The sequence below is a fragment of the Aquimarina megaterium XH134 genome, from assembly GCF_000520975.1.
In the GTDB taxonomy this organism is placed as follows: Bacteria; Bacteroidota; Bacteroidia; order Flavobacteriales; family Flavobacteriaceae; genus Aquimarina; species Aquimarina megaterium.
Window position 1 is genome coordinate 97,583 of the sequence record NZ_JACB01000039.1, and the last position, 20,688, is coordinate 118,270.

General features: G+C 34.3%; 14 protein-coding genes. 6 read left to right on the forward strand and 8 right to left on the reverse strand.

Annotated elements, in window-relative coordinates:
* Positions 1 to 45: 45 nt before the first annotated feature.
* From Z053_RS0120395 to dgt, 3 genes are all read left to right on the forward strand, one after another.
* On the forward strand, positions 46 to 1,023 hold the full coding sequence (locus Z053_RS0120395; RefSeq protein WP_025666823.1) for a ribonucleotide-diphosphate reductase subunit beta: 978 nt from the start codon (positions 46 to 48) through the stop codon (positions 1,021 to 1,023).
* A 358-nt stretch (positions 1,024 to 1,381) separates the two neighbouring features.
* Entirely contained in the window at positions 1,382 to 3,844 is a 2,463-nt protein-coding gene (locus tag Z053_RS0120400) for a ribonucleoside-diphosphate reductase subunit alpha (RefSeq protein WP_025666824.1), read from the forward strand.
* Positions 3,845 to 3,925: 81 nt separating this feature from the next.
* On the forward strand, positions 3,926 to 5,269 hold the full coding sequence (gene dgt / locus Z053_RS0120405; protein WP_025666825.1) for a dGTP triphosphohydrolase: 1,344 nt from the start codon (positions 3,926 to 3,928) through the stop codon (positions 5,267 to 5,269).
* Between the two features lie 53 nt (positions 5,270 to 5,322).
* Here dgt and Z053_RS0120410 read toward each other — a convergent pair whose 3' ends face one another.
* Complete coding sequence (locus Z053_RS0120410) at positions 5,323 to 6,096, reverse strand: lipocalin family protein (RefSeq protein WP_025666826.1); 774 nt, start codon at positions 6,094 to 6,096, stop codon at positions 5,323 to 5,325.
* A 97-nt stretch (positions 6,097 to 6,193) separates the two neighbouring features.
* Positions 6,194 to 7,960 (reverse strand): 1-deoxy-D-xylulose-5-phosphate synthase, encoded by a 1,767-nt coding sequence (locus tag Z053_RS0120415; protein ID WP_025666827.1) that lies wholly within the window; start codon positions 7,958 to 7,960, stop codon positions 6,194 to 6,196.
* A gap of 98 nt (positions 7,961 to 8,058) precedes the next feature.
* Here Z053_RS0120415 and Z053_RS0120420 point away from each other — a divergent pair, with 98 nt between their 5' ends.
* The gene (locus tag Z053_RS0120420; RefSeq protein ID WP_025666828.1) at positions 8,059 to 8,508 is read left to right on the forward strand and encodes a nucleoside deaminase; all 450 of its coding nucleotides are present in this window, start codon (positions 8,059 to 8,061) and stop codon (positions 8,506 to 8,508) included.
* Positions 8,509 to 8,592: 84 nt separating this feature from the next.
* On the opposite strand, the gene Z053_RS0120425 is transcribed toward Z053_RS0120420, so the two are convergent.
* The 4 genes from Z053_RS0120425 to aspS all read right to left on the reverse strand — a co-directional run bounded on the left by Z053_RS0120425 (position 8,593) and on the right by aspS (position 12,849).
* Positions 8,593 to 8,790, reverse strand: a complete 198-nt coding sequence (locus tag Z053_RS0120425; protein WP_025666829.1) for a cold-shock protein — start codon at positions 8,788 to 8,790, stop codon at positions 8,593 to 8,595.
* Between the two features lie 85 nt (positions 8,791 to 8,875).
* On the reverse strand, positions 8,876 to 9,133 hold the full coding sequence (locus tag Z053_RS0120430) for a hypothetical protein (RefSeq protein WP_025666830.1): 258 nt from the start codon (positions 9,131 to 9,133) through the stop codon (positions 8,876 to 8,878).
* A 120-nt stretch (positions 9,134 to 9,253) separates the two neighbouring features.
* A complete protein-coding gene (locus tag Z053_RS0120435) occupies positions 9,254 to 11,041 on the reverse strand; it encodes a chloride channel protein (RefSeq protein WP_025666831.1) in 1,788 nt (595 codons plus the stop codon).
* A gap of 59 nt (positions 11,042 to 11,100) precedes the next feature.
* Positions 11,101 to 12,849, reverse strand: coding sequence for an aspartate--tRNA ligase (gene aspS / locus Z053_RS0120440; RefSeq protein WP_025666832.1), 1,749 nt, complete (start codon positions 12,847 to 12,849; stop codon positions 11,101 to 11,103).
* Positions 12,850 to 13,122: 273 nt separating this feature from the next.
* Between aspS and Z053_RS0120445 the strand changes: the two genes are divergently transcribed.
* Together Z053_RS0120445 and Z053_RS0120450 are read left to right on the forward strand one after the other, a co-directional pair.
* A complete protein-coding gene (locus Z053_RS0120445) occupies positions 13,123 to 16,059 on the forward strand; it encodes a SusC/RagA family TonB-linked outer membrane protein (RefSeq protein WP_025666833.1) in 2,937 nt (978 codons plus the stop codon).
* A 12-nt stretch (positions 16,060 to 16,071) separates the two neighbouring features.
* Positions 16,072 to 17,412 carry a RagB/SusD family nutrient uptake outer membrane protein gene (locus Z053_RS0120450; protein WP_025666834.1) on the forward strand — a complete coding sequence of 447 codons (1,341 nt, stop codon included), beginning with the start codon at positions 16,072 to 16,074 and terminating at the stop codon, positions 17,410 to 17,412.
* Positions 17,413 to 17,497: 85 nt separating this feature from the next.
* On the opposite strand, the gene Z053_RS0120455 is transcribed toward Z053_RS0120450, so the two are convergent.
* Positions 17,498 to 20,314 carry a T9SS type A sorting domain-containing protein gene (locus tag Z053_RS0120455; RefSeq protein WP_025666835.1) on the reverse strand — a complete coding sequence of 939 codons (2,817 nt, stop codon included), beginning with the start codon at positions 20,312 to 20,314 and terminating at the stop codon, positions 17,498 to 17,500.
* A 96-nt stretch (positions 20,315 to 20,410) separates the two neighbouring features.
* The coding region (locus tag Z053_RS29030) for a T9SS type A sorting domain-containing protein (RefSeq protein ID WP_035096484.1) at positions 20,411 to 20,688 on the reverse strand (278 nt) is incomplete at its 5' end.

Sequence of the window (20,688 nt, forward strand, 5' to 3'; positions counted from 1 at the left end):
CTTAGGAAATAAGAAATTCTCAAAAAAACAGCTAAAAAAATAATGATGAGTGCCGTAGAACCAATTTTGCAAGAAAATAAAGATCGATTCGTAATTTTTCCTATTCAACACAATGATATTTGGGAGTGGTATAAGAAATCTGAAGCTAGTTTTTGGACAGCAGAAGAGATCGATTTGCATCAAGATATTACAGATTGGTCTACTAAGCTTAATGATGATGAGCGATATTTCATCAAACATATTTTAGCATTTTTTGCTGCATCTGATGGTATTGTAAATGAAAATCTTGCAGAAAATTTTATAAACGAAGTACAGTATAGTGAAGCAAAATTTTTCTACGGTTTCCAGATTATGATGGAAAATATTCATTCTGAAACCTATTCTTTACTAATTGATACTTATGTAAAGGATGAGAAAGAAAAGGATGTATTATTTAATGCACTAGAGAATTTCCCCGCAATTAGGAAAAAAGCAGACTGGGCATTACAATGGATAGAATCTGATTCTTTTGCAGAACGTTTAATTGCTTTTGCTGCAGTAGAAGGGATATTCTTTTCAGGAGCATTCTGTTCTATATTTTGGTTAAAAAAACGTGGATTAATGCCTGGACTTACATTTTCTAATGAATTAATTTCTAGAGATGAAGGGGTACACTGTGATTTTGCAGTTCATCTTCACAATAAACATTTGATAAATAAAGTGCCAAAGGATAGAATTAGAAAAATTCTGGTAGATGCATTAGATATTGAAAGAGAGTTTATAACAGAATCTCTTCCTGTAAGTTTGATAGGTATGAACTCTAAGTTAATGACTCAATATCTAGAATTTGTTACCGATAGATTATTGGTAGAATTAGGATGTGAAAAAGAATACGAAACAGCAAATCCATTTGATTTTATGGATATGATTTCTTTACAAGGTAAAACTAATTTCTTTGAGAAAAGAGTTTCAGAATATCAAAAAGCTGGAGTGCTTAATAAAGATACCGAAGACAATAAGATAAGCTTTGATGCAGATTTTTAATCAAAAAGAATATTAAAATTTCTTAAGATTATCATTCCAACAAGAGTTGGATTCAAAGTGCTAACAATAAAGATATATTCATTCTGAGCTAGTCAAAAACATTTCTTTTGTTTAATTCAGATTAGCTCAGTTTGATAAAGCTTTATAAAAGCCACACAAAAAAAACAAAAGGGACGAAAGTCATATTATTACTTTTTATCTATAGAATTACTCTGATTTTTGGATGTAGAGATTTCTTTTTAGTATCCAATTTCAAGGAGATAAGATATAATTTTTTGACCTTCAAAGTATAAAATTAGTAACACGAATTATCATCAACTTCTTCATTAAGAAGAAAATTTAAAAACCAAAAAAAAGTATGTATGTAGTAAAAAGAGATGGGCGTAAAGAACCAATTATGTTTGACAAGATTACCGCAAGGGTAAGAAAGTTATGTTATGGACTTAATCCACTAGTTGACCCTGTAAAGGTAGCAATGAGAGTGATAGAAGGGTTGTATGATGGAGTAACAACTAGTGAGTTGGATAATTTGGCTGCAGAAATAGCAGCAACAATGACTATAACACACCCTGATTATGCGAAGCTTGCCGCTCGTATCTCTGTTTCTAATCTACATAAAAATACAAAGAAAACTTTTTCTGAAGTAGTTACAGATCTGTATGAGTATGTAAATCCAAGAACAGGAAAAAAAGCACCACTGATCGCAGATGATGTTTATGAAGTAATTGTCGCTAACAAAGAAAAGTTAGATTCTACAATTATTTATAATCGCGATTTTGGTTATGATTATTTTGGTTTTAAAACACTAGAGCGCTCTTATTTACTAAAAATTAATGGTAAAATTGCAGAGCGCCCACAGCATATGCTTATGAGAGTATCTATAGGGATCCATCTTAATGATTTGGATGCTGCGATAGAGACTTATGAATTAATGTCTAAAAAGTATTTTACACACGCTACACCTACATTGTTTAATTCGGGTACTCCAAAACCACAGATGTCATCTTGTTTTTTGTTAACAATGAAAGATGATAGTATTGATGGGATCTATGATACATTAAAACAAACTGCTAAGATTTCACAGTCTGCTGGGGGAATAGGATTATCTATTCATAATGTGCGTGCTACAGGATCTTATATTGCAGGGACCAATGGTACTTCTAATGGTATTGTACCAATGCTTAGAGTATATAATGATACTGCTCGTTATGTTGATCAGGGAGGAGGAAAACGAAAAGGATCATTTGCAATATATGTAGAGCCCTGGCATGCTGATATCTTTGATTTTCTTGATCTTAAAAAGAATCATGGTAAAGAAGAAATGCGTGCACGAGATCTATTCTACGCTATGTGGGTACCAGATTTGTTTATGAAACGAGTACAGGATGATGCAGAATGGACATTAATGTGCCCTAACGAATGCCCAGGTTTATTTAATATACATAGTGACGAATTTGAAAAAGAATATTTAAGGTTTGAAGCAGAAGGAAAAGGACGCAGAACAATTAAGGCACGTGAGCTTTGGGAAAAGATCTTAGAATCTCAAATTGAAACAGGTACGCCTTATATGTTGTATAAAGATGCTGCAAATCGCAAATCTAATCAACAAAATCTAGGGACCATACGATCATCTAACTTATGTACAGAGATATTAGAATATACTAGTCCGGATGAAGTAGCGGTATGTAACCTTGCATCTATCGCATTGCCAATGTTTGTGAAAAACGGACAGTTTGATCATAAAGAACTTTTTAAGATTACAAAACGGGTGACTAAGAACCTGAACAGGGTAATTGATCGTAATTATTATCCAGTAAAAGAGGCAGAAAATTCTAATATACGTCATCGCCCTATTGGTTTAGGAGTGCAAGGATTAGCAGATGCATTTATCCAATTGCGTTTACCTTTTACCAGTGATGAAGCTAAGAAGCTAAATCAGGAGATTTTTGAAACACTGTATTTTGCTGCAGTAACCGCATCGATGGAAGAAGCAAAAGCAGATGGGCCATATCAAAGTTATGAAGGTTCTCCAATATCTAAAGGTGATTTTCAATACAATTTATGGGGAATAAAAGATGAAGAATTAAGCGGCCGTTGGGACTGGGCAAAACTTCGTAAACAAGTACTTAAAAACGGAGTGCGTAACTCATTATTAGTTGCGCCAATGCCTACAGCATCTACATCTCAGATTTTAGGAAATAATGAAGCCTTCGAACCTTATACAAGTAACATCTATACCAGACGTGTATTATCTGGAGAGTTTATTGTCGTAAATAAACACTTATTAGAAGATCTGGTAAAATTAGGATTGTGGAATGATGAACTTAAAGATGCTATCATGCGTGCAAATGGATCGGTACAGAATATAGATATCATACCACAGGATCTAAAAGAACTGTATAAAACCGTTTGGGAAATGAGTATGAAAGATATTATCGATATGTCTCGTCATAGAGGATATTTTATCGATCAGTCTCAATCATTAAACTTATTCTTAGAAGGTGCAACTATGGCTAAGTTAACTTCGATGCATTTTTATGCATGGAAGAGTGGATTGAAAACAGGGATGTATTACCTAAGAACAAAATCTGCTGTAGATGCAATTAAGTTTACACTTAAAAAAGAAACTAAAGAAGAGCCTAAACCAGAGCAAGTAGCTGTAGCTGCTGCACAAGTAATGGAAGCGCAAGCATCCAAGGTAGAACCAAAACAAGAAGCTGTTGCTCCAGAAGGAACAGCTCTTACTCCAGAAGAACTTCGTGCAATTATTGCACAATCTAAAGAAGGCGAAGGAGACGATTGTTTAATGTGTGGGTCATAGACCTAGATTTATATAGGGCAAAAGGGAAGTTTTCTTAGGATGCTTCCCTTTTTTGTATATTCGAATTTTCTTAGAAATATGATGAATTGGGAACAACTCCTGTCTTTAAAACGACAAGGAGATAGAAACAAAAGATTACGTAAAGAGCAAGACGAAACCCGATTAGGTTTTGAAGTAGATTATGATCGTATTATCTTCTCTTCGGCCTTTAGAAGTCTGCAGGATAAAACTCAGGTTATTCCGCTATCCAAAACCAGCTTTGTACATACACGATTAACCCATAGTCTCGAAGTATCTGTCGTAGGACGCTCTTTGGGTAGAGTAGTAGGTAAGAAAATCTTAGAGAAACATCCGCATCTTGCTGCTGTTCATGGATATCAGTTTAATGATTTTGGAGCTATCGTTGCAGCTGCCGCATTAGCACATGATATTGGTAATCCGCCTTTTGGGCATTCTGGAGAAAAAGCTATAGGAGAATACTTCAAAACAGGAAGCGGTAACCGATATAAAGATCAACTCGCTCCTAAGCAGTATCAGGATCTGATAGATTTTGAAGGCAATGCGAATGGATTTAAAATCCTTACAGAATCTAGAGAAGGGATAGAAGGGGGGCTTAGGTTATCCTATGCAACATTAGGGGCGTTTATGAAATATCCCAAAGAATCTTTGCCCAAAAAACCAACATCTCATATTGCTCATAAAAAATTTGGATACTTTCAGAACGAGACTTCTTTTTTTAAAGAGGTAGCAGAAGAAGTAGGATTGTTGCAATACCAAATTGATGATGAAGTTACTTATAGTCGTCATCCACTAACTTTTTTGGTAGAAGCAGCAGATGATATTTGTTATACGATTATCGATTTTGAAGATGGTATTAATCTGGGATTGATAGAAGAAGAATATGCTTTAGAATACTTGATTAAATTGGTGAAGGATACTATCAATACTTCAAAATATAATAAACTCACTACTACAGCAGATCGATTAAGTTATCTTAGAGCACTAGCTATTAACACTTTGATAGGGGAAGCGGCAAGTGTTTTTATCGACCATGAAGAAGCTATATTATCAGGGGCTTTTGATATGGCATTAATAGACAAAAGTAAATACGAAGCTCAAATTGATGACATTATAAAAATAAGCATTGCCAAGATTTATCAAAGCCAGGAAGTAACAGAAAAGGAGATTGCAGGATATGAAATTCTTGCTACGCTTTTAGATCGTTATTGCGTAGCTACCGATAACTTTAATAAAGGAGAGAGTTCTAATTATGATAAGCTAATCTTGAGAGCCGAAGGAATGCATTTTGATTATGCAAATGCCGATCTCTATACTCGACTTATCGGGATAAGCAACTATGTGGCGAGCTTAACTGATGGTAACGCTTTACTGAAATTTCAGAAAATTAAAGGATTACAGATATAAAAACCTGTCTATTTTAAAATAGACAGGTTTTTATGGGTGTTAAAATACTACCTTTATTTCTTTCTATATTTCTCTGTTATTTCATCAAAAACTAAAGTAAGTTCATCATCTACGATGCTGAATTTTGAAATATTTGTTGTATTCATGCTATTTTCAATAAAATTAAGTGTTAATTGATTATCAGATTCTAACCAGGAACCCGAAAACTCACCATCACTTGCACAGTTACCTGATATTTCAACAAAAGTTTTTTCTGTATAGGTGTTGTCAGGTTTGAATTCTATTGTAGATGTTTTTTCGCAGTTATCTAGAGTATTGGGAGAGGTATTGTTATTTTCCTTTCTATAAGTAAGTTCCCAGGTACCAATTAAATTAGAAGTGTCGTCGTTTTTAGTATAAGTCCACGCCTCTTTAAATGTTTGCCCCTCTTCAGTATATTCAAATTCATATTTTAAAGTAGTTTCTGTAAGCTCTAAAATGGTATTATCAGTAGTAGGACTAATTGCATTACCTAGTTTGTCTAATGTTAATGTTAGAATATTTCCTGATAGTTTCCAGGTTCCTTTATCTAAATCGTCGGGAGTACAATTAACTCCCCCTGCAAAGCCTCCATAGGTTTGTTCTTCATAAGTGCCATCTGCTTTTATTTCTAGAGTACTTAACAGTTCACAATCATCATTTGGGATGTCAGTAATGGCTGTTACATTCCATTTACCGATAATTAGATCTTTATTTGTAGATGATTCTTCGTTTGAAGCGTCATCATCTTTAGAGCAAGAAATAAAAATTAATATAATTAGTAAGGTGAATAAGCTTAGTTTTTTCATAGTTGTAAAAAAATGATCATTATTTATTGTTCATAGATAAGTGTCATAGTAAGAGTAATTGTTACCATGTAGATCATCATTTTTTATAAGTAAACGACTAGAGAAATGTATTGATGGTGTCAAGAATTTTTTCAGGAGAAATCCCACAAATTTCTTGTAATTCCTCAACAGTACCGTGATGAATAAATTGATCAGGAATACCTAAAGTGACAATATTGTTTTTAAAATCATTCTGATTGGCAAAATCGAGTATCGAACTTCCAAAACCACCTTTGATAACGCCATCTTCAACAGTAATAATGGTGTCATAGTTCTCTACTATTTGTTTCAGTAGATCAATATCTAAAGGTTTTATAAAACAAAAATGATAGTGGCTAATGGTTTCTTCTATAGTTTCTATGGCTTTAGTTACATTATGTGCAATAATACCTGTAGAAATTACTGCGATTTTAGAACCTGTTTTTAAGCGAGTAGCTTTACCAATTTGTAGTTTTTGCATAGGAACTTCCCAATCGAGGATATGCCCTCTGCCTCTGGGATAGCGTATCGCTATAGGATGACCTAGTCCCAAAGAAGCAGTATACAATAAATGTCGTAACTCGATTTCATTAACTGGTGCGGCGACAATCATATTGGGGACGCAAGTAAGATAAGCAATATCAAAAACTCCATGGTGTGTTGCACCATCTGCACCCACAATACCGGCCCTATCAACACAAAAAATTACAGGCAAATTTTGTAAGGCTACATCGTGTATTACCTGATCATAAGCACGCTGTAAAAAAGTAGAATAGATTGTGCAAAAAGGAATTAATCCTTGTGTTGCCATTCCGGCAGCAAGGGTAACCGCATGTTGCTCAGCGATACCCACATCAAAAGCCCGATCTGGCATTTCTTCCATCATGTATTTTAAAGAACTTCCGGTGGGCATTGCAGGTGTTATACCTATAATTTTTTTATTTTTTCTAGCTAGTTCAAGAATAGTAAACCCAAAAACATCCTGAAACTTAGGTGGTAATCCTGTATTGTCTTTTGAAATTAGATCCCCGGTTGAAGCATCAAACTTACCTGGAGCATGGTATTTTACCTGGTCTTCTTCAGCTTGTTTTAAGCCTTTTCCTTTAGTGGTAATGATATGCAAAAGCTTTGGGCCTTTTGTACTTTTTAGTTTCTCCAAAGTTTTAAGAAGCATAGGTAAATCATGGCCATCAATAGGACCAAAATAATTAAAGTTCAGTGCCTCGATAATATTATTTTTCCTGGGCCTAATCCCAATCTTGGCTTTAGTAAGGTATTCTTTCAAAGCACCTACACTAGGATCAATACCAATTGCATTATCATTAAGGATAACTAGCATGTTGGTATCGGTTACTCCGGCATGATTAAGCCCTTCAAAGGCCATTCCGCTAGCAATAGAAGCATCACCAATTACTGCGACATGTTGTTTTGTGGTATCTCCTTTTAATTTGGATGCAATTGCCATGCCTAATACAGCCGAAATAGAAGTAGAAGAATGCCCAACTCCAAAAGTATCATAATCACTCTCAGTTCGTTTGGGAAATCCGCTTATACCATCTAGTTGACGATTGGTGTGAAATATATCTTTTCTTCCGGTAAGAATTTTATGAGGATATGCCTGATGTCCCACATCCCAAACAAGGAGGTCGTTAGGGGTGTCAAATATATAATGAAGTGCAATAGTGAGCTCGATCACTCCCAAACTCGCCCCGAGATGCCCTTCTTTGGTAGCAACAATATTAATTACAAAATCCCTAAGTTCTCTAGCCAGTTTGGGTAACTGATCAGGAGATAGTTTTCTTAAGTCAGATGGATATTGGATATTAGATAGAAATGATTGTTGCATAGCACAAAAGTACTATTTTGTAATGGTTCTTTATATACTTTTTATTTCATTCAGAATACAAATATTTTTATTTAGCTTTACCTAAAATTTAATGATATATGTTAGACCCATTAGATGATTCTTACTTTATGAAGAAAGCGCTTCAGGAAGCAGAATTGGCGTATGAGAAGAATGAGGTTCCGGTAGGAGCGGTTATTGTAATTGCAGATCGAATTATAGCCAGAGCTCATAACCTTACAGAATTATTAAATGATGTTACGGCTCATGCCGAAATGCAGGCAATAACAGCAGCAGCAAATTTTTTAGGAGGCAAATATCTTAAAGAATGTACATTATATGTAACTCTAGAACCTTGCCAGATGTGTGCTGGAGCTTTATATTGGAGCCAGATTAAAAAAATAGTGTATGGTGCAGTTGATGAACGAAGGGGATGTACTGCAATGGGAACAAAGCTTCACCCAAAGACTGAAATTATAGGAGGTGTTTTAGAAGAAGAATGTCGAGAATTGATCACTCGATTTTTTATTGAAAAACGAAACCTTAACTAAATTAAATTTTTATACCAAGGATCAATTAAGAAATAAAAAAAACACTACGATCGTAGTGCTTTTGAAACTTTCAGAATCTGCTTTCTATCCGTGAATTATACGCACATTAGCTGCAGTAGGTCCTTTTCTACCTTCTTCTTCATTATACTCTACTTTGTCACCTTCATTTAATGCTTCGCCGTCAATTCCTGAAGCATGAACAAAAATGTCTTTTCCTGTTTCGTCGTTGGTAATAAATCCGTAACCTTTTGATTCGTTAAAAAATTTTACTGTTCCTTCCATTGTAATAAGATAATAAGTATTTAAATAATAAAGGTAGTTTTAAATTTTTTATGAATTGTTATCAAAGTATGAATATTTTGAAAATTTATCGGTTGTTATTTTCTGTATTCGCCTCATAATCCCTCATTTTCTTTAGGTTTTCCTCGGTAAGCATATAGTCTTTAATTTTTTTATTTTTCCATCTGTGATAGATAAAAAGAGGCATTAAAATGAAAGAAGAAGCTAATATGCCAATCCCAACTAATTTATCACCGGTATTATGATCTCCCGAATTTTTGAAGTAATATCCAACACATATCAGGATGATAATTGCTATAAAAAGTATTCTAATAATATATTTCATAGGTATAAATGTTTTTTATGGTATTGCAAAAATAAAATCATTAAAAATTAAGACCCTCTTGCAATAGCAATGTTAGTTTTTAATTGTATTATGATGTATTATAGACGATAGATTGAGGGTTTATCGTGTAAAATTAATTAACTTTCTACGATATGCAGTAAGAAGTTTTGATTTTGAAATAAAGCCAAAATACTTACCATTTTTAATCACAGGTAAATTCCAGGCTCCGGTATCTTGAAATTTTTTCATTACTGTTTTTGCATTGTCATGCTCGTAAATTATTGCTACCGAGGTTTGAGCCATTAAGGTGTCAACTGTTATTTTGTGATATAAGGTAATATCAAACATGATATCTCTAATATCATCTAACGAAACCATTCCTATAAGATGATCAGATTCGTTAGTAACAGGAAATAGGTTTCTGTTTGATTTTGCTACAGCTTCGCTTAGAAGCTGTTTTAGGGTGTAATTTGGTTTTACGGAGATAAAATTAGTTTCTATACAGTCTTCGAGATTCATTAGAGTCAAAACTGTTTGATCTTTATCATGAGTCAATAAATGCCCTTGTTTTGCGAGTTCTCGGGTATAAATATTATGTTCTATTTTATTTTTTGAGATTATAAATGATATTGCAGTGGTAATCATTAAAGGAACAAATAACTCATAGCTAGAGGTGATTTCTGCAATAAGAAATATAGAGGTAAGAGGAGCATGTAACACTCCGGCAATAAGCCCAGCCATTCCTAGTAGTGTAAAATTAGCTTCAGAAACATGAAAACCCATTCCCAGATTATTAATTACTTTAGACACTACATTACCCAATGCACTGCCCATAACCATTGTTGGGATGAATATTCCTCCAGAACCTCCTGCCGCAAAAGTTGCTGTCATGGCAACCGCCTTAAAGATGGTAATACCCGTTAGTAATGCAATGATAACCCATATGTTACTGGTCATAGTATCAAATGGAGTTTTGCCGATAGCAGTTAGATGATCACCATGTAATAAACCATTTATAAAGCCAAGACCTTCACCATAGAGTGGAGGAATAAAATATAACATGATTCCGATAGCAAGTCCGCCAATTAATAACCTATGAATTTTTTTAGAAAAACGATCAAAAAAATGTAATATTCCAAAATACATCTTAGTAAAGTATATAGAAGCAAATGCGGTTCCGATTCCTAAAATGATGTAAAAAGGAGTGTCGTAGATATCAAATTTTTCTAAAACATTAAATCTAAATAAAACTTCGTCGCCTAAAAAAAAATAGGATGTAATTATTGATGATACCGAAGCAAAAAGTAATGGTAGTAGAGACGTTAATGTGAGATCTAAACTAAATACTTCTACTGCAAAAACCAACCCTGCCAAAGGAGATTTAAATACGGCAGAAATAGCACCAGCAGATGCACAACCGATAAGTAATACTCTGGTTTTTCGATTTACATGAAATAAAGTACTAAAACTAGAACTTAATGCTGATCCAGAACTAATTGCCGGGCCCAAAAGTCCGACCGAACCACCAAAACCTACTGTGATTGGTGCTAAAATGAGAGGCAAATACCCATGAATAGGTCGTATAACTCCATTTTTTTTGGAAAGCGAATGTAAAATAAGTGGGATAGCAGATTTTACGTCTCTTTTAAATATATATTTTGTGAATATATAAACAATTAGTAGGCCTATTATAGGGATAATAAAATAAAAAGAAGCTTGCCACGAAATGATATCACTTTCTAAAACGACCTGAATTAAATGGGTGATATTTTTTAGTAATAAAGAAACAAGACCTGCTGTAAACCCAACGAGAATGCTTAGAATAAGAATAAAGGTCTTATCAGAAATATGGCGATATCTCCATTTAAGTACTTTATAAAGTAGTGTCTTTTTCTTTTGGGGAGACATATGTACTTGACTTAACTAGTTTAAAGGTAATAAAAATCCCGCCATAAGCGGGGTTTTTATTATAAATCAAGTTTTATATTTAATTCTTTAAGCTGTTCACTATCAATATTAGATGGTGCATCAATCATAATATCTCGCCCACTATTATTTTTCGGAAAAGCAATAAAATCTCGAATTGTTTCCTGGCCACCAAGAATAGCGACTAATCTATCAAATCCAAAAGCAATACCGCCATGAGGAGGTGCTCCATATTGGAAAGCATCCATTAAAAATCCGAACTGAGCCTTTGCTTCTTCTGGAGTGAATCCTAAATGATCAAACATTAATGCTTGTGTTTCTTTATCATGAATACGGATAGAACCACCTCCAATTTCATTTCCATTTAAAACAAGGTCATATGCATTAGCACGAACATCTCCTGGTTTAGTATCCAATAAAGCAATATCTTCAGGTTTTGGAGAAGTAAAAGGATGATGCATAGCATGATAACGTTCTGTTTCCTCGTCCCATTCTAATAATGGAAAATCGACTACCCATAAAGGAGCAAATTCTTCAGGATTTCTTAATCCTAGTCGTTCGGCAAGTTCCATTCTAAGAGCGCTTAGTTGTGCTCTTACTTTGTTTGTAGGACCAGAAAGTACACAGATTAAATCTCCTGCTTTAGCTCCGGTTGCCTCTGCCCATTTAGCCAAATCGTCTTGATCGTAAAATTTATCTACAGAGGATTTATATGTTCCGTCTTCATTGCATTTTACATATACCATTCCTAGCGCACCAACTTGAGGGCGTTTTACCCAGTCTATAAGCTTATCAATCTCTTTTCTGGTATATGAAGCTCCGCCAGGAACGGCAATACCAACAACCAATTCTGCGGTATTAAATACATTAAACTCTTTGTGTTGAGCAATATCATTAAGCTCACCAAACTTCATCCCAAACCTTATATCTGGTTTGTCATTACCATAAGTTCGCATGGCATCTTCATAGGTCATCCTCGGGAAATCACCAATCTTTACTCCTTTTATTTCCGATAGTAAATATCGGGTAAGTCCTTCGAATATGTTTAAAATATCTTCTTGCTCAACAAATGCCATTTCACAATCTATTTGTGTGAATTCGGGTTGTCTGTCGGCTCTTAAGTCTTCATCTCTAAAACATTTTACAATCTGAAAATATTTATCCATTCCGCCAACCATAAGGAGTTGCTTAAATGTTTGTGGCGATTGTGGTAATGCATAGAATTGACCTTCATTCATTCTAGATGGAACAATAAAATCACGAGCTCCTTCGGGAGTAGATTTAATTAAATACGGAGTTTCAACTTCGATAAATCCCTCATTAGAAAGATAATTTCTTACTTGCATTCCTACTTGATGACGAAATATCAAACTGTTTTTTACCGGGTTACGACGAATATCGAGGTAACGATACTTCATACGTATATCTTCTCCATCATCTGTTTGATCTTCGATAATAATAGGAGGAACGATTGATTCATTAAGAACAGTTAATTCATTTACCAGGATTTCAATTTCTCCTGTAGGGATATTTTGATTTTTTGATTCACGTTCAATTACTGTTCCTTTTACTTGGATAACAAACTCTCGTCCTAAGGTTTTAGCTTTTTTGACCACTAGTGCTGGAGTACGTTCTTCATCAAATATTAATTGAGTGATGCCGTAACGATCTCTAAGATCAACCCATATCATAAATCCTTTATCACGAGTCTTTTGCACCCATCCAGATAAGGTGACTTCTTTTTTGATATCTGAGGCGCGTAGTTCACCACACGAATGACTTCTATACATATGTTATATATTAAGGCTGCAAAAATAAGAAGTTTAACTGTGAACAGGTAATAGATTTTGATTGTTTTGAGAATCTTTAGGTATATTATGAAAATTGTTAATTATAAAACAATTTTGTTAAGAATTTGAAATATTTAAAATTGTCATGTATTTATAATATTTTAATGCAGTATAGATAGTGTTTTGACTGTTTTTATGCGAACAATTGTTAGTTTTAACATTGTTTTATCAATATCTTTTAATAGATTTAACCAAACATTTAAACAGATCATTATGAAAAAACACAATCATTTTTGCAAAATGAAGATTTTGCTATTACTAATTTTTGTTCCGACTTTGTTGTTGGCTCAGGAGACCATTACGGGAAAAGTGGTCGTTGAGGGCACTGGCCAAGGAGCTCCTTTTATGAATATTATTGAAGAAGGAACGAATAATGGTACCTCTAGTGATATTGATGGTAACTTTAGTATTACCGTAAGCAGTTTGCCAGTAAACTTAAAAGTATTTGCATTAGGATTTGCAGAAAAAACCGTACCTGTAGCAACTGCAGGAAATATTACAATTCAAGTAGCCGAGTCTACAGAATCATTAGAAGAAGTGGTAGTAACAGGACTAGGTTCATCTATAAAAAGAGCGAATTTAGCTAATGCCGTTTCAACGGTTTCTTCAGAAGAATTAGTTGGAAATACAGGGCAAACTACTGTAGATGGAGCTTTATATGGTAAAGTTACAGGTGTAAATATTACTTCGTCTTCAGGTGCACCTGGAGGAGGATTCGCATTGAGATTAAGAGGGGTTTCTTCTATAAACGGTAACAATCAGCCTTTAGTTATTGTAGATGGAGTATATATTAATAATGTAGAAATTCCATCTGGATTACGATTTGCCTCAGGAGGAAATAGAGGGAATGAAGAAAATTCGGGAAATAGACTAGCGGATTTGGATCCTAATGATATTGAAAACATTGAGGTTTTAAAAGGATCTTCTGCAGCTGCTATCTATGGACAACGTGGTAATGCCGGTGTTGTTATTATTACTACCAAAAGAGGAAAAGGTGGTAAAACAAAAATAAGCTTTAGCCAGGATACAGGAATTAATGTTATTCAAAATAAATTGGGACTAAGACCTTGGACTGCAGCATCTGTAGAATCTACTTTTAATGCAGCAGAAAGAGATAAATATAATGCTACTATAGCTTCTAATGGAGGTCTTTATGATTATGAAGATGAAATTTATGGTAATACAGGTTTTATAACCGATACCAGAATAAATGCTACAGGAGGTAATGAGAAGACCAAGTTTTATGTAGGAGGATCCTATAGAGATGAAGAAGGGATTATCAAAAATACAGGATTTGATAGATTATCCTTAAGAACTAATATAGATCATCGTATTTCTGATGTATTTGATTTTACTTCTACTACAAACTATGTAAGAAGTAATTCTAGCAGAAGTTTTACAGGAAATGAAAACGAAGGAGGATTAAGTTATGGATACACATTAGCATTTACTCGTCCATGGAATAATTTATATCCTGACGCTGATGGTAACTATCCAAATAACCCTAATTATCCTGGGAATCCAATTTTTGTAAGAGACCAGGCAAAAAATGAAGATTCGAATAACAGAATTATACAAGGATTCAAGTTGAATACTAAATTGTTTACTAGAGAGAATAATAGAGTTAGACTTATTCTTAATGGAGGGGTTGATTACTTAGCAAATGAAACCTATGTATATGTGCCAGAAACACATCAAGCTCAAGTTGGAAATCAAGAAGGATTTGTTGCACAAGGAAAAAATAATTTTACGCAGTTCAATGCTCAGGCAATAGCAGTTTGGAATAATACATCACTTAATGGTGATTTGGATTTGACTACACAATTTGGTATTACTTATTTAAATCAGAAATCTAATTTGGTAAATAGTCGGGGTTCTGATTTAACAGGAGGACAAACCAATGTAGATCAATCGGTAAACCAGGTAATAGACCAATTCTTCTCAAGGGAAAAAGATTTTGGATATTTTGCTCAGGTAGAAGGAAATTATAAAGATCAGTTTATAGCGACTTTAGGATATAGATTAGATAAATCTTCAAGAAATGGAGATCCTAATAAGTTATATGGATTTCCAAAAGCTTCTTTGGCAGTAAATATCGCAAATTTAGATTTTTGGACTTTAGAAGCGATTAATCAATTTAAAGTTAGAGCTGCGTATGGAGAAACTGGAAACCCAGCTGCTTTTGGAGCTACATTTACTAGTTTAGGATCTTCAAATACTGGAGGTAATGGAGGAACATCTGTTGCTGGTTTAAAAGGGGATCCAGATGTAGAGCCAGAAACAGCTTCAGAATTTGAGGTTGGTTTTGATCTTGGATTGCTGAATAGCAGAGTTTCTTTAGAGGCAACATATTATCATAAAAACGTGAAAGATCTTATTCTTTCTAGATCACTACCTGCTTCCTCTGGTTTTACTACAGAAACTACAAATTTGGCAGATCTTAAAAATGAAGGTGTAGAATTAGCTGTGAGAGGAGATGTATTTGATGGAGATAATTTCCGTTGGAATACAGGAGTGCAATTTTATCTAAACAGATCAGAGATTACCCGATTAGATGTTCCTGCATTTGCGCAACCCGGAGCTGGTTTTGGTACAGGTTTAGGTACTTTTTATATTGAAGAAGGAAAACCAGTAACACAGTTAGTAGGAAATATTAATGGGACACTAACTCAAGTAGGAAACGTAGAGCCTGATTTTCAGATGGCATTTAATAATCAATTAACGATACTTAAGCAATGGGATGTTTCATTTCTATTACAATGGAAAAAAGGAGGTGATAACTTAAACTTATCAAGATTTTTAACAGATTTAGGAGGAACGTCTCCAGATTTAGAAACTGCAGAAGGACAGGCACGTTTGGCTTCAACTGCTGATGCTTTACGATTTGTTGAGCCAGCTGGTTATCTAAGATTAAGAGAAGCTGCAATATACTATAGACTTCCTTCAAAAACAGTTACTAATTGGTTAGGAGAATCTGTTGAAGGTATAAAATTAGGAGTATCTGCTAGAAATCTGTTTACCATTACAGATTATAGTAGTTATGATCCAGAAGTTTCAGTAAATGGAGGAGCAGGATTATCAAGTGGAATTGAGGTAACTCCATTCCCTAGTTCACAGCAATTTTACTTTCATTTAAATGTTAATTTTTAATACAAGCACATAATGAAAAATATATTTAAAATTAAGATGAAGTATACTATTACCGGAGCACTTTTTGCTTTACTAATAACTTCATGTACTATAGACGAAGTTGTAGACCCAAATGGCCCAAGTGTTGTAGGAGTTCTTAATGGTGCATCAAAAAAACAATTAAATGAACTTGCAACAGGAGTAGAATCTACTTCAAGAAATGGATTAGGTGTAGAAGTTACAGCAAGTGGAACCATGGCACGCGAACTTTATTTATTTGATGCTGACCCTAGAAATACGGGAAATTTATTAGGAAAAGATGGAGTATCCTTGGATAATAATTCATTTTATAGTACCGCACAATGGAATGGAAGCTACAGATGTGTGAAAAATGCTAGTCTTTTGATAGAGGCTGTAGCCAATACGAATGTAGTTTCAGAAGAAGAAAAGTCTGGATATTTGGGATATGCAAAAACAATGAAGGCCTATGAATTAATTCAGATCTTAAAATCTTATGGAACCGCTAGAGTAGATATTTCTGATCCTGATAATTTAGGTCCGGTTTTAGGATTTGATGCAACATTAGCTGCTGTGAGAAGCTTATTAGATGAAGCGAATACAGATTTAAGTAATGCAGGAAGCACTTTTGCATTTACTTTAAGTGATGGATTTACTGACTTTGATACACCAAGTACATTTGCTTTATTTAATAGAGCAGTAGCTGCAGTAGCAGCTGTTTATGCCGGAGATGGAAGCAGTTCTTTAACATCATTATCAAGTTCATTTTTTAGTCTTACTGCTGGTTTGACTACTGGACCAAAGTATGTCTTTGGTTTAGGAGGAGGAAATGACCGAGCTAATCCAGTATTTAGAGTAGCGTCGGTATCTGCAACAGAACCAAACAATGGAGATCAAATTATAGTGCATGATAGCTGGATTAATGACGCAGAAGCAGGAGACACAAGAGTTACTACAAAAACTGCTGTTAGACCTGATCCTAGTATTCAAGATGGCCTTACAGGGACTCATGAGACTAGATTATATGCTACTAATGTTACTCCAATAGATATTATTAGAAATGAAGAGTTAATCTTAGTATATGCAGAAGCAAGCATATTGGCTAATAATCTTACAGATGCGGTAACTGCATTAGATGTTATTAGGAATGCTGCAGGTTTACCAAATTACTCGGGAGCAGTAACTGCAGATGCTTTAACTACTGAGATGCTGAATCAGAGAAGATATTCTTTATGGGCAGAAAACCATAGAATGTTTGATTTAAGAAGATATAGTTTATCTAATACATTACCTATTGATAGGGCTGGAGATCAGGTATTTAATATACTTCCTATTCCATTATCAGAAAATGAATAACTAATCTTTTAAGATAGTAAACGCCGCAATTTTTTGCGGCGTTTTTTTTATGAGTTATTTTACTTAGAACAGCTATTGTATATTATTAGTACACAATCACTTTTCTAATAGTATTCCCATATGGTGTTTCTAGTACTACGGCATATACTCCAGAAGGCACTTGCAGAGTAAAAGGGATTTCATATTGTTTTTTACCAGATTGTTTTTTATGAGTAAGTATAGCGTTATTAGCCAGATTGAATACTTTAATACTGATGTCTTTTTGTTCTTTCAAGGTTATTTTTACAAAGAATTTACCATCAGAAGGATTTGGGTATACGCTAAACTCTCTGATATTTCCTAGCTGTTGATTTTGACTATTCTGGTTTTGATCATCTGTTATTTCTTTTTGTAGTACCAATACTTTTTGAGTAAATGTATCCTGACAGTTTCCTAGTTTAGATATCATCGAGATGTCGTATTCTCCGGGCTTGTTAAAATACAATTCAATAAGATCTTGATCTTGCATCACTATAGTTGCTTGTTCAGGCATTATCCACTGAATTTGATCAGGTATAGGATAAGTTACATCTATGATTACAAATTTTTCGTTAGTAAATACCTGGCTTGCATATAGAAATTCTGCATTAATTTCTTTTATATTTTCTATCACAGTAATACTGTCTTGAGCGATACACCCTTTTCCGCTGGTTACAGAGACAGTATATGTTCCCTGTTGATCTACATTGATTTCTGGGTTGGTACTGGTAAAACCAGTATCCGATGTCCAGTTATAAGAAGCATTAGGATCTTGTATAGTGGCAGATATGTTTACTGTTTGTCCTTCGCAAAAGAAAGGATCTTCACCAAGATCAATCGAGAATAGAGGAGGGTTTGTAAATTCTATGGGCTGACTTGAGTTTGTAACAACACATCCATTTTGATCTACTACTCGATATACATAAGATCCAAACCCTACATTTTTGAGTTCATTCCCCAGCGCACTAAAATTTGGATCTACTATATTTTCCCATGTGATGACATAATCCCCCGTTCCTCCTTGTATATTTAGTTGTATAGCAGCATCATTACCATCTCTGCATGATAATTCTTTTTTGTTGGCAAGGGTGACAGTTATAGGATTTGGTCCGTTTACATTAAATGTTCTGTTTTGTGTATTCCCTCCATCATCGGTTACAGTTACCTGATAGGTTCCTATTCCTACATTGGTTAGAGAAGCTCCCGATGTTCCATCATCCCATAGATACGAGTAGTCACCACCAGAGTTTAAGAATCCACCGATTGCACTGGCGATAAGGTTGACCTTTGTATCCGAACAATTAACAGTGTTAGGAGTCATATTGATAGTGATCTGGATGGGCTCAGGATCTGTAAGAGTGAATGTTTCGATATCAGAACTACATCCATTACTATCGGTTACTATGATGGTATAAACCCCTTCATAAAGATTGATGATATTTGTATTTGTAGATCCCGAAGGAGGTGTAAATGGATTTCCATCTTTGGTCCAGGCATAGTTTGTATAATTACCAGATCCGCTAGATACAGAGATTGCGATATGTCCATTATTACCATTAATAAGGGTAGGACTAGTAATTGATCCGGGTACACCAATAACATTGGGTATTGTAGGGAATAGTTCATCTACTGTTATAATAGCACTAGAGCCTTCACATCCATTTTTGTCTTTAATGAGTATGGTATAATCTCCTTTGGTTAGAGTATCAAAAAGAGTTTCTTCTTGCCAGGAGATTCCATTATCTATAGAATATTCATATAGAGGTGATGTTCCTGGTGTTCCACCATTTGGGGTTACTGTAATACTTCCATCATTTCCCCCAAAACATTGTACAGGAGAAGGAGTGCCATTAACCGATAATACTGGAGGAGGAGTTAGTGTAAATGGAGAACTTTCATCATATGCATCGGGGTTTGTGCCGATATCGTCAAAACCTCCGTTGTTGCTTTTGGTCTGCCAAAATAATTTATAAATTCCACCAGGTAGGTTTTTAGGATCCCAGGTATAGGAAGGACCAGTAAAATCACTTTTAGTTAATACTTTTGATTCATAACCATCAAAAGTGGTACCACCATCTATTTGTTTGTATACCTGTAAGTTCATTTTTTCTGAAACACTATCGTCAAGCTCTCTATCAAAAATTACTGTGAAACTACCATCATTATTGTAGCTACAGGTAGGATTGCTTGGTGCTGGATTAGGAGAAATATTAGTGTCTAATGCAGGCGAGCAGTTTAAAACTTCATAAATGATAGGTTTAGAGACTGCACCAGTATGATATTTAATCCTGAAACTCACATTCGGTTTTCCGGATAGGTTAGGGATATCACTATATTTTATGGTATAATTGCTTCCATGAGTTCCGGTTCCAATTAGAGAAGTCCATCCAATTCCACTATACATATACTCAATAGCATATGGATACGGATTAGTACATGAAAAAACGTTCAATACAATATTTTTGCTAGGACATATTTCTCTGGGTGTTGGATTTAGAGTTTGTAAACTCTCTATTTTATATAAATCTATTTTAGAAACGTTGAATCCACTACAACTAGGGTATTGTATAGGAGTTAGGCAATTACTGTCATTTATGTTAGTTTCAGTTGTACGATTACAATTTGGGGTAGTACAATTTATAAAAGATATGTAAAGTTGATTTACAGATACTTTAATTATTTTTTCTGGGAATTCAATAATCGGAGTAGCTGGCAATGTATGCACAGAGTTATCAGCTAATGTTACAGATATTGTCATACTACCAACTCCATTTCCTCCGGGACAAATAATAACATTATAACTACTATCTAATATATATTCATATTGAGCTTTGACTAGATTAGAAGCCAAAAGAAACAATAGAATGATAGTACATTTTTTCATGGTTTTATTTTATCATAATCAATTTCAATATCTTTAAATTTATTTATACTAATGCTTTATGATTGCCTATTTAATAACTTTATTGAGCTATATTTATTACCTTATAATCACTTTTCTGATATGATTTCCATATGGTGTTTCTAGTACCAAGGCATATATTCCAGAGGGCATTTGCAGAGTAAAAGGGATTTCGTATTGTTTTTTACCAGATTGTTTTTTTTGATCTAATATGGTATTGTTAGCCAGGCTAAATACTTTAATACTGATATCTTTTTGTTCTTTCAGTGCAACTTTTACAAAGAATTTACCATCAGAAGGATTTGGGTATACGCTGAACTCTTTGATATTTCCTAACTGTTGATTTTGGTTATCCT

What these genes read in the sequence shown, in the direction of transcription:
- Z053_RS0120395 (WP_025666823.1), top strand. Translation starts at nt 46, where the DNA reads ATGAGTGCCGTAGAACCAATTTTGCAAGAAAATAAAGATCGATTCGTA.
- Z053_RS0120400 (WP_025666824.1), top strand. Translation starts at nt 1,382, where the DNA reads ATGTATGTAGTAAAAAGAGATGGGCGTAAAGAACCAATTATGTTTGAC.
- dgt (WP_025666825.1), top strand. Translation starts at nt 3,926, where the DNA reads ATGAATTGGGAACAACTCCTGTCTTTAAAACGACAAGGAGATAGAAAC.
- Z053_RS0120410 (WP_025666826.1), bottom strand. Translation starts at nt 6,096, where the DNA reads ATGAAAAAACTAAGCTTATTCACCTTACTAATTATATTAATTTTTATT.
- Z053_RS0120415 (WP_025666827.1), bottom strand. Translation starts at nt 7,960, where the DNA reads ATGCAACAATCATTTCTATCTAATATCCAATATCCATCTGACTTAAGA.
- Z053_RS0120420 (WP_025666828.1), top strand. Translation starts at nt 8,059, where the DNA reads ATGTTAGACCCATTAGATGATTCTTACTTTATGAAGAAAGCGCTTCAG.
- Z053_RS0120425 (WP_025666829.1), bottom strand. Translation starts at nt 8,790, where the DNA reads ATGGAAGGAACAGTAAAATTTTTTAACGAATCAAAAGGTTACGGATTT.
- Z053_RS0120430 (WP_025666830.1), bottom strand. Translation starts at nt 9,133, where the DNA reads ATGAAATATATTATTAGAATACTTTTTATAGCAATTATCATCCTGATA.
- Z053_RS0120435 (WP_025666831.1), bottom strand. Translation starts at nt 11,041, where the DNA reads ATGTCTCCCCAAAAGAAAAAGACACTACTTTATAAAGTACTTAAATGG.
- aspS (WP_025666832.1), bottom strand. Translation starts at nt 12,849, where the DNA reads ATGTATAGAAGTCATTCGTGTGGTGAACTACGCGCCTCAGATATCAAA.
- Z053_RS0120445 (WP_025666833.1), top strand. Translation starts at nt 13,123, where the DNA reads ATGAAAAAACACAATCATTTTTGCAAAATGAAGATTTTGCTATTACTA.
- Z053_RS0120450 (WP_025666834.1), top strand. Translation starts at nt 16,072, where the DNA reads ATGAAAAATATATTTAAAATTAAGATGAAGTATACTATTACCGGAGCA.
- Z053_RS0120455 (WP_025666835.1), bottom strand. Translation starts at nt 20,314, where the DNA reads ATGAAAAAATGTACTATCATTCTATTGTTTCTTTTGGCTTCTAATCTA.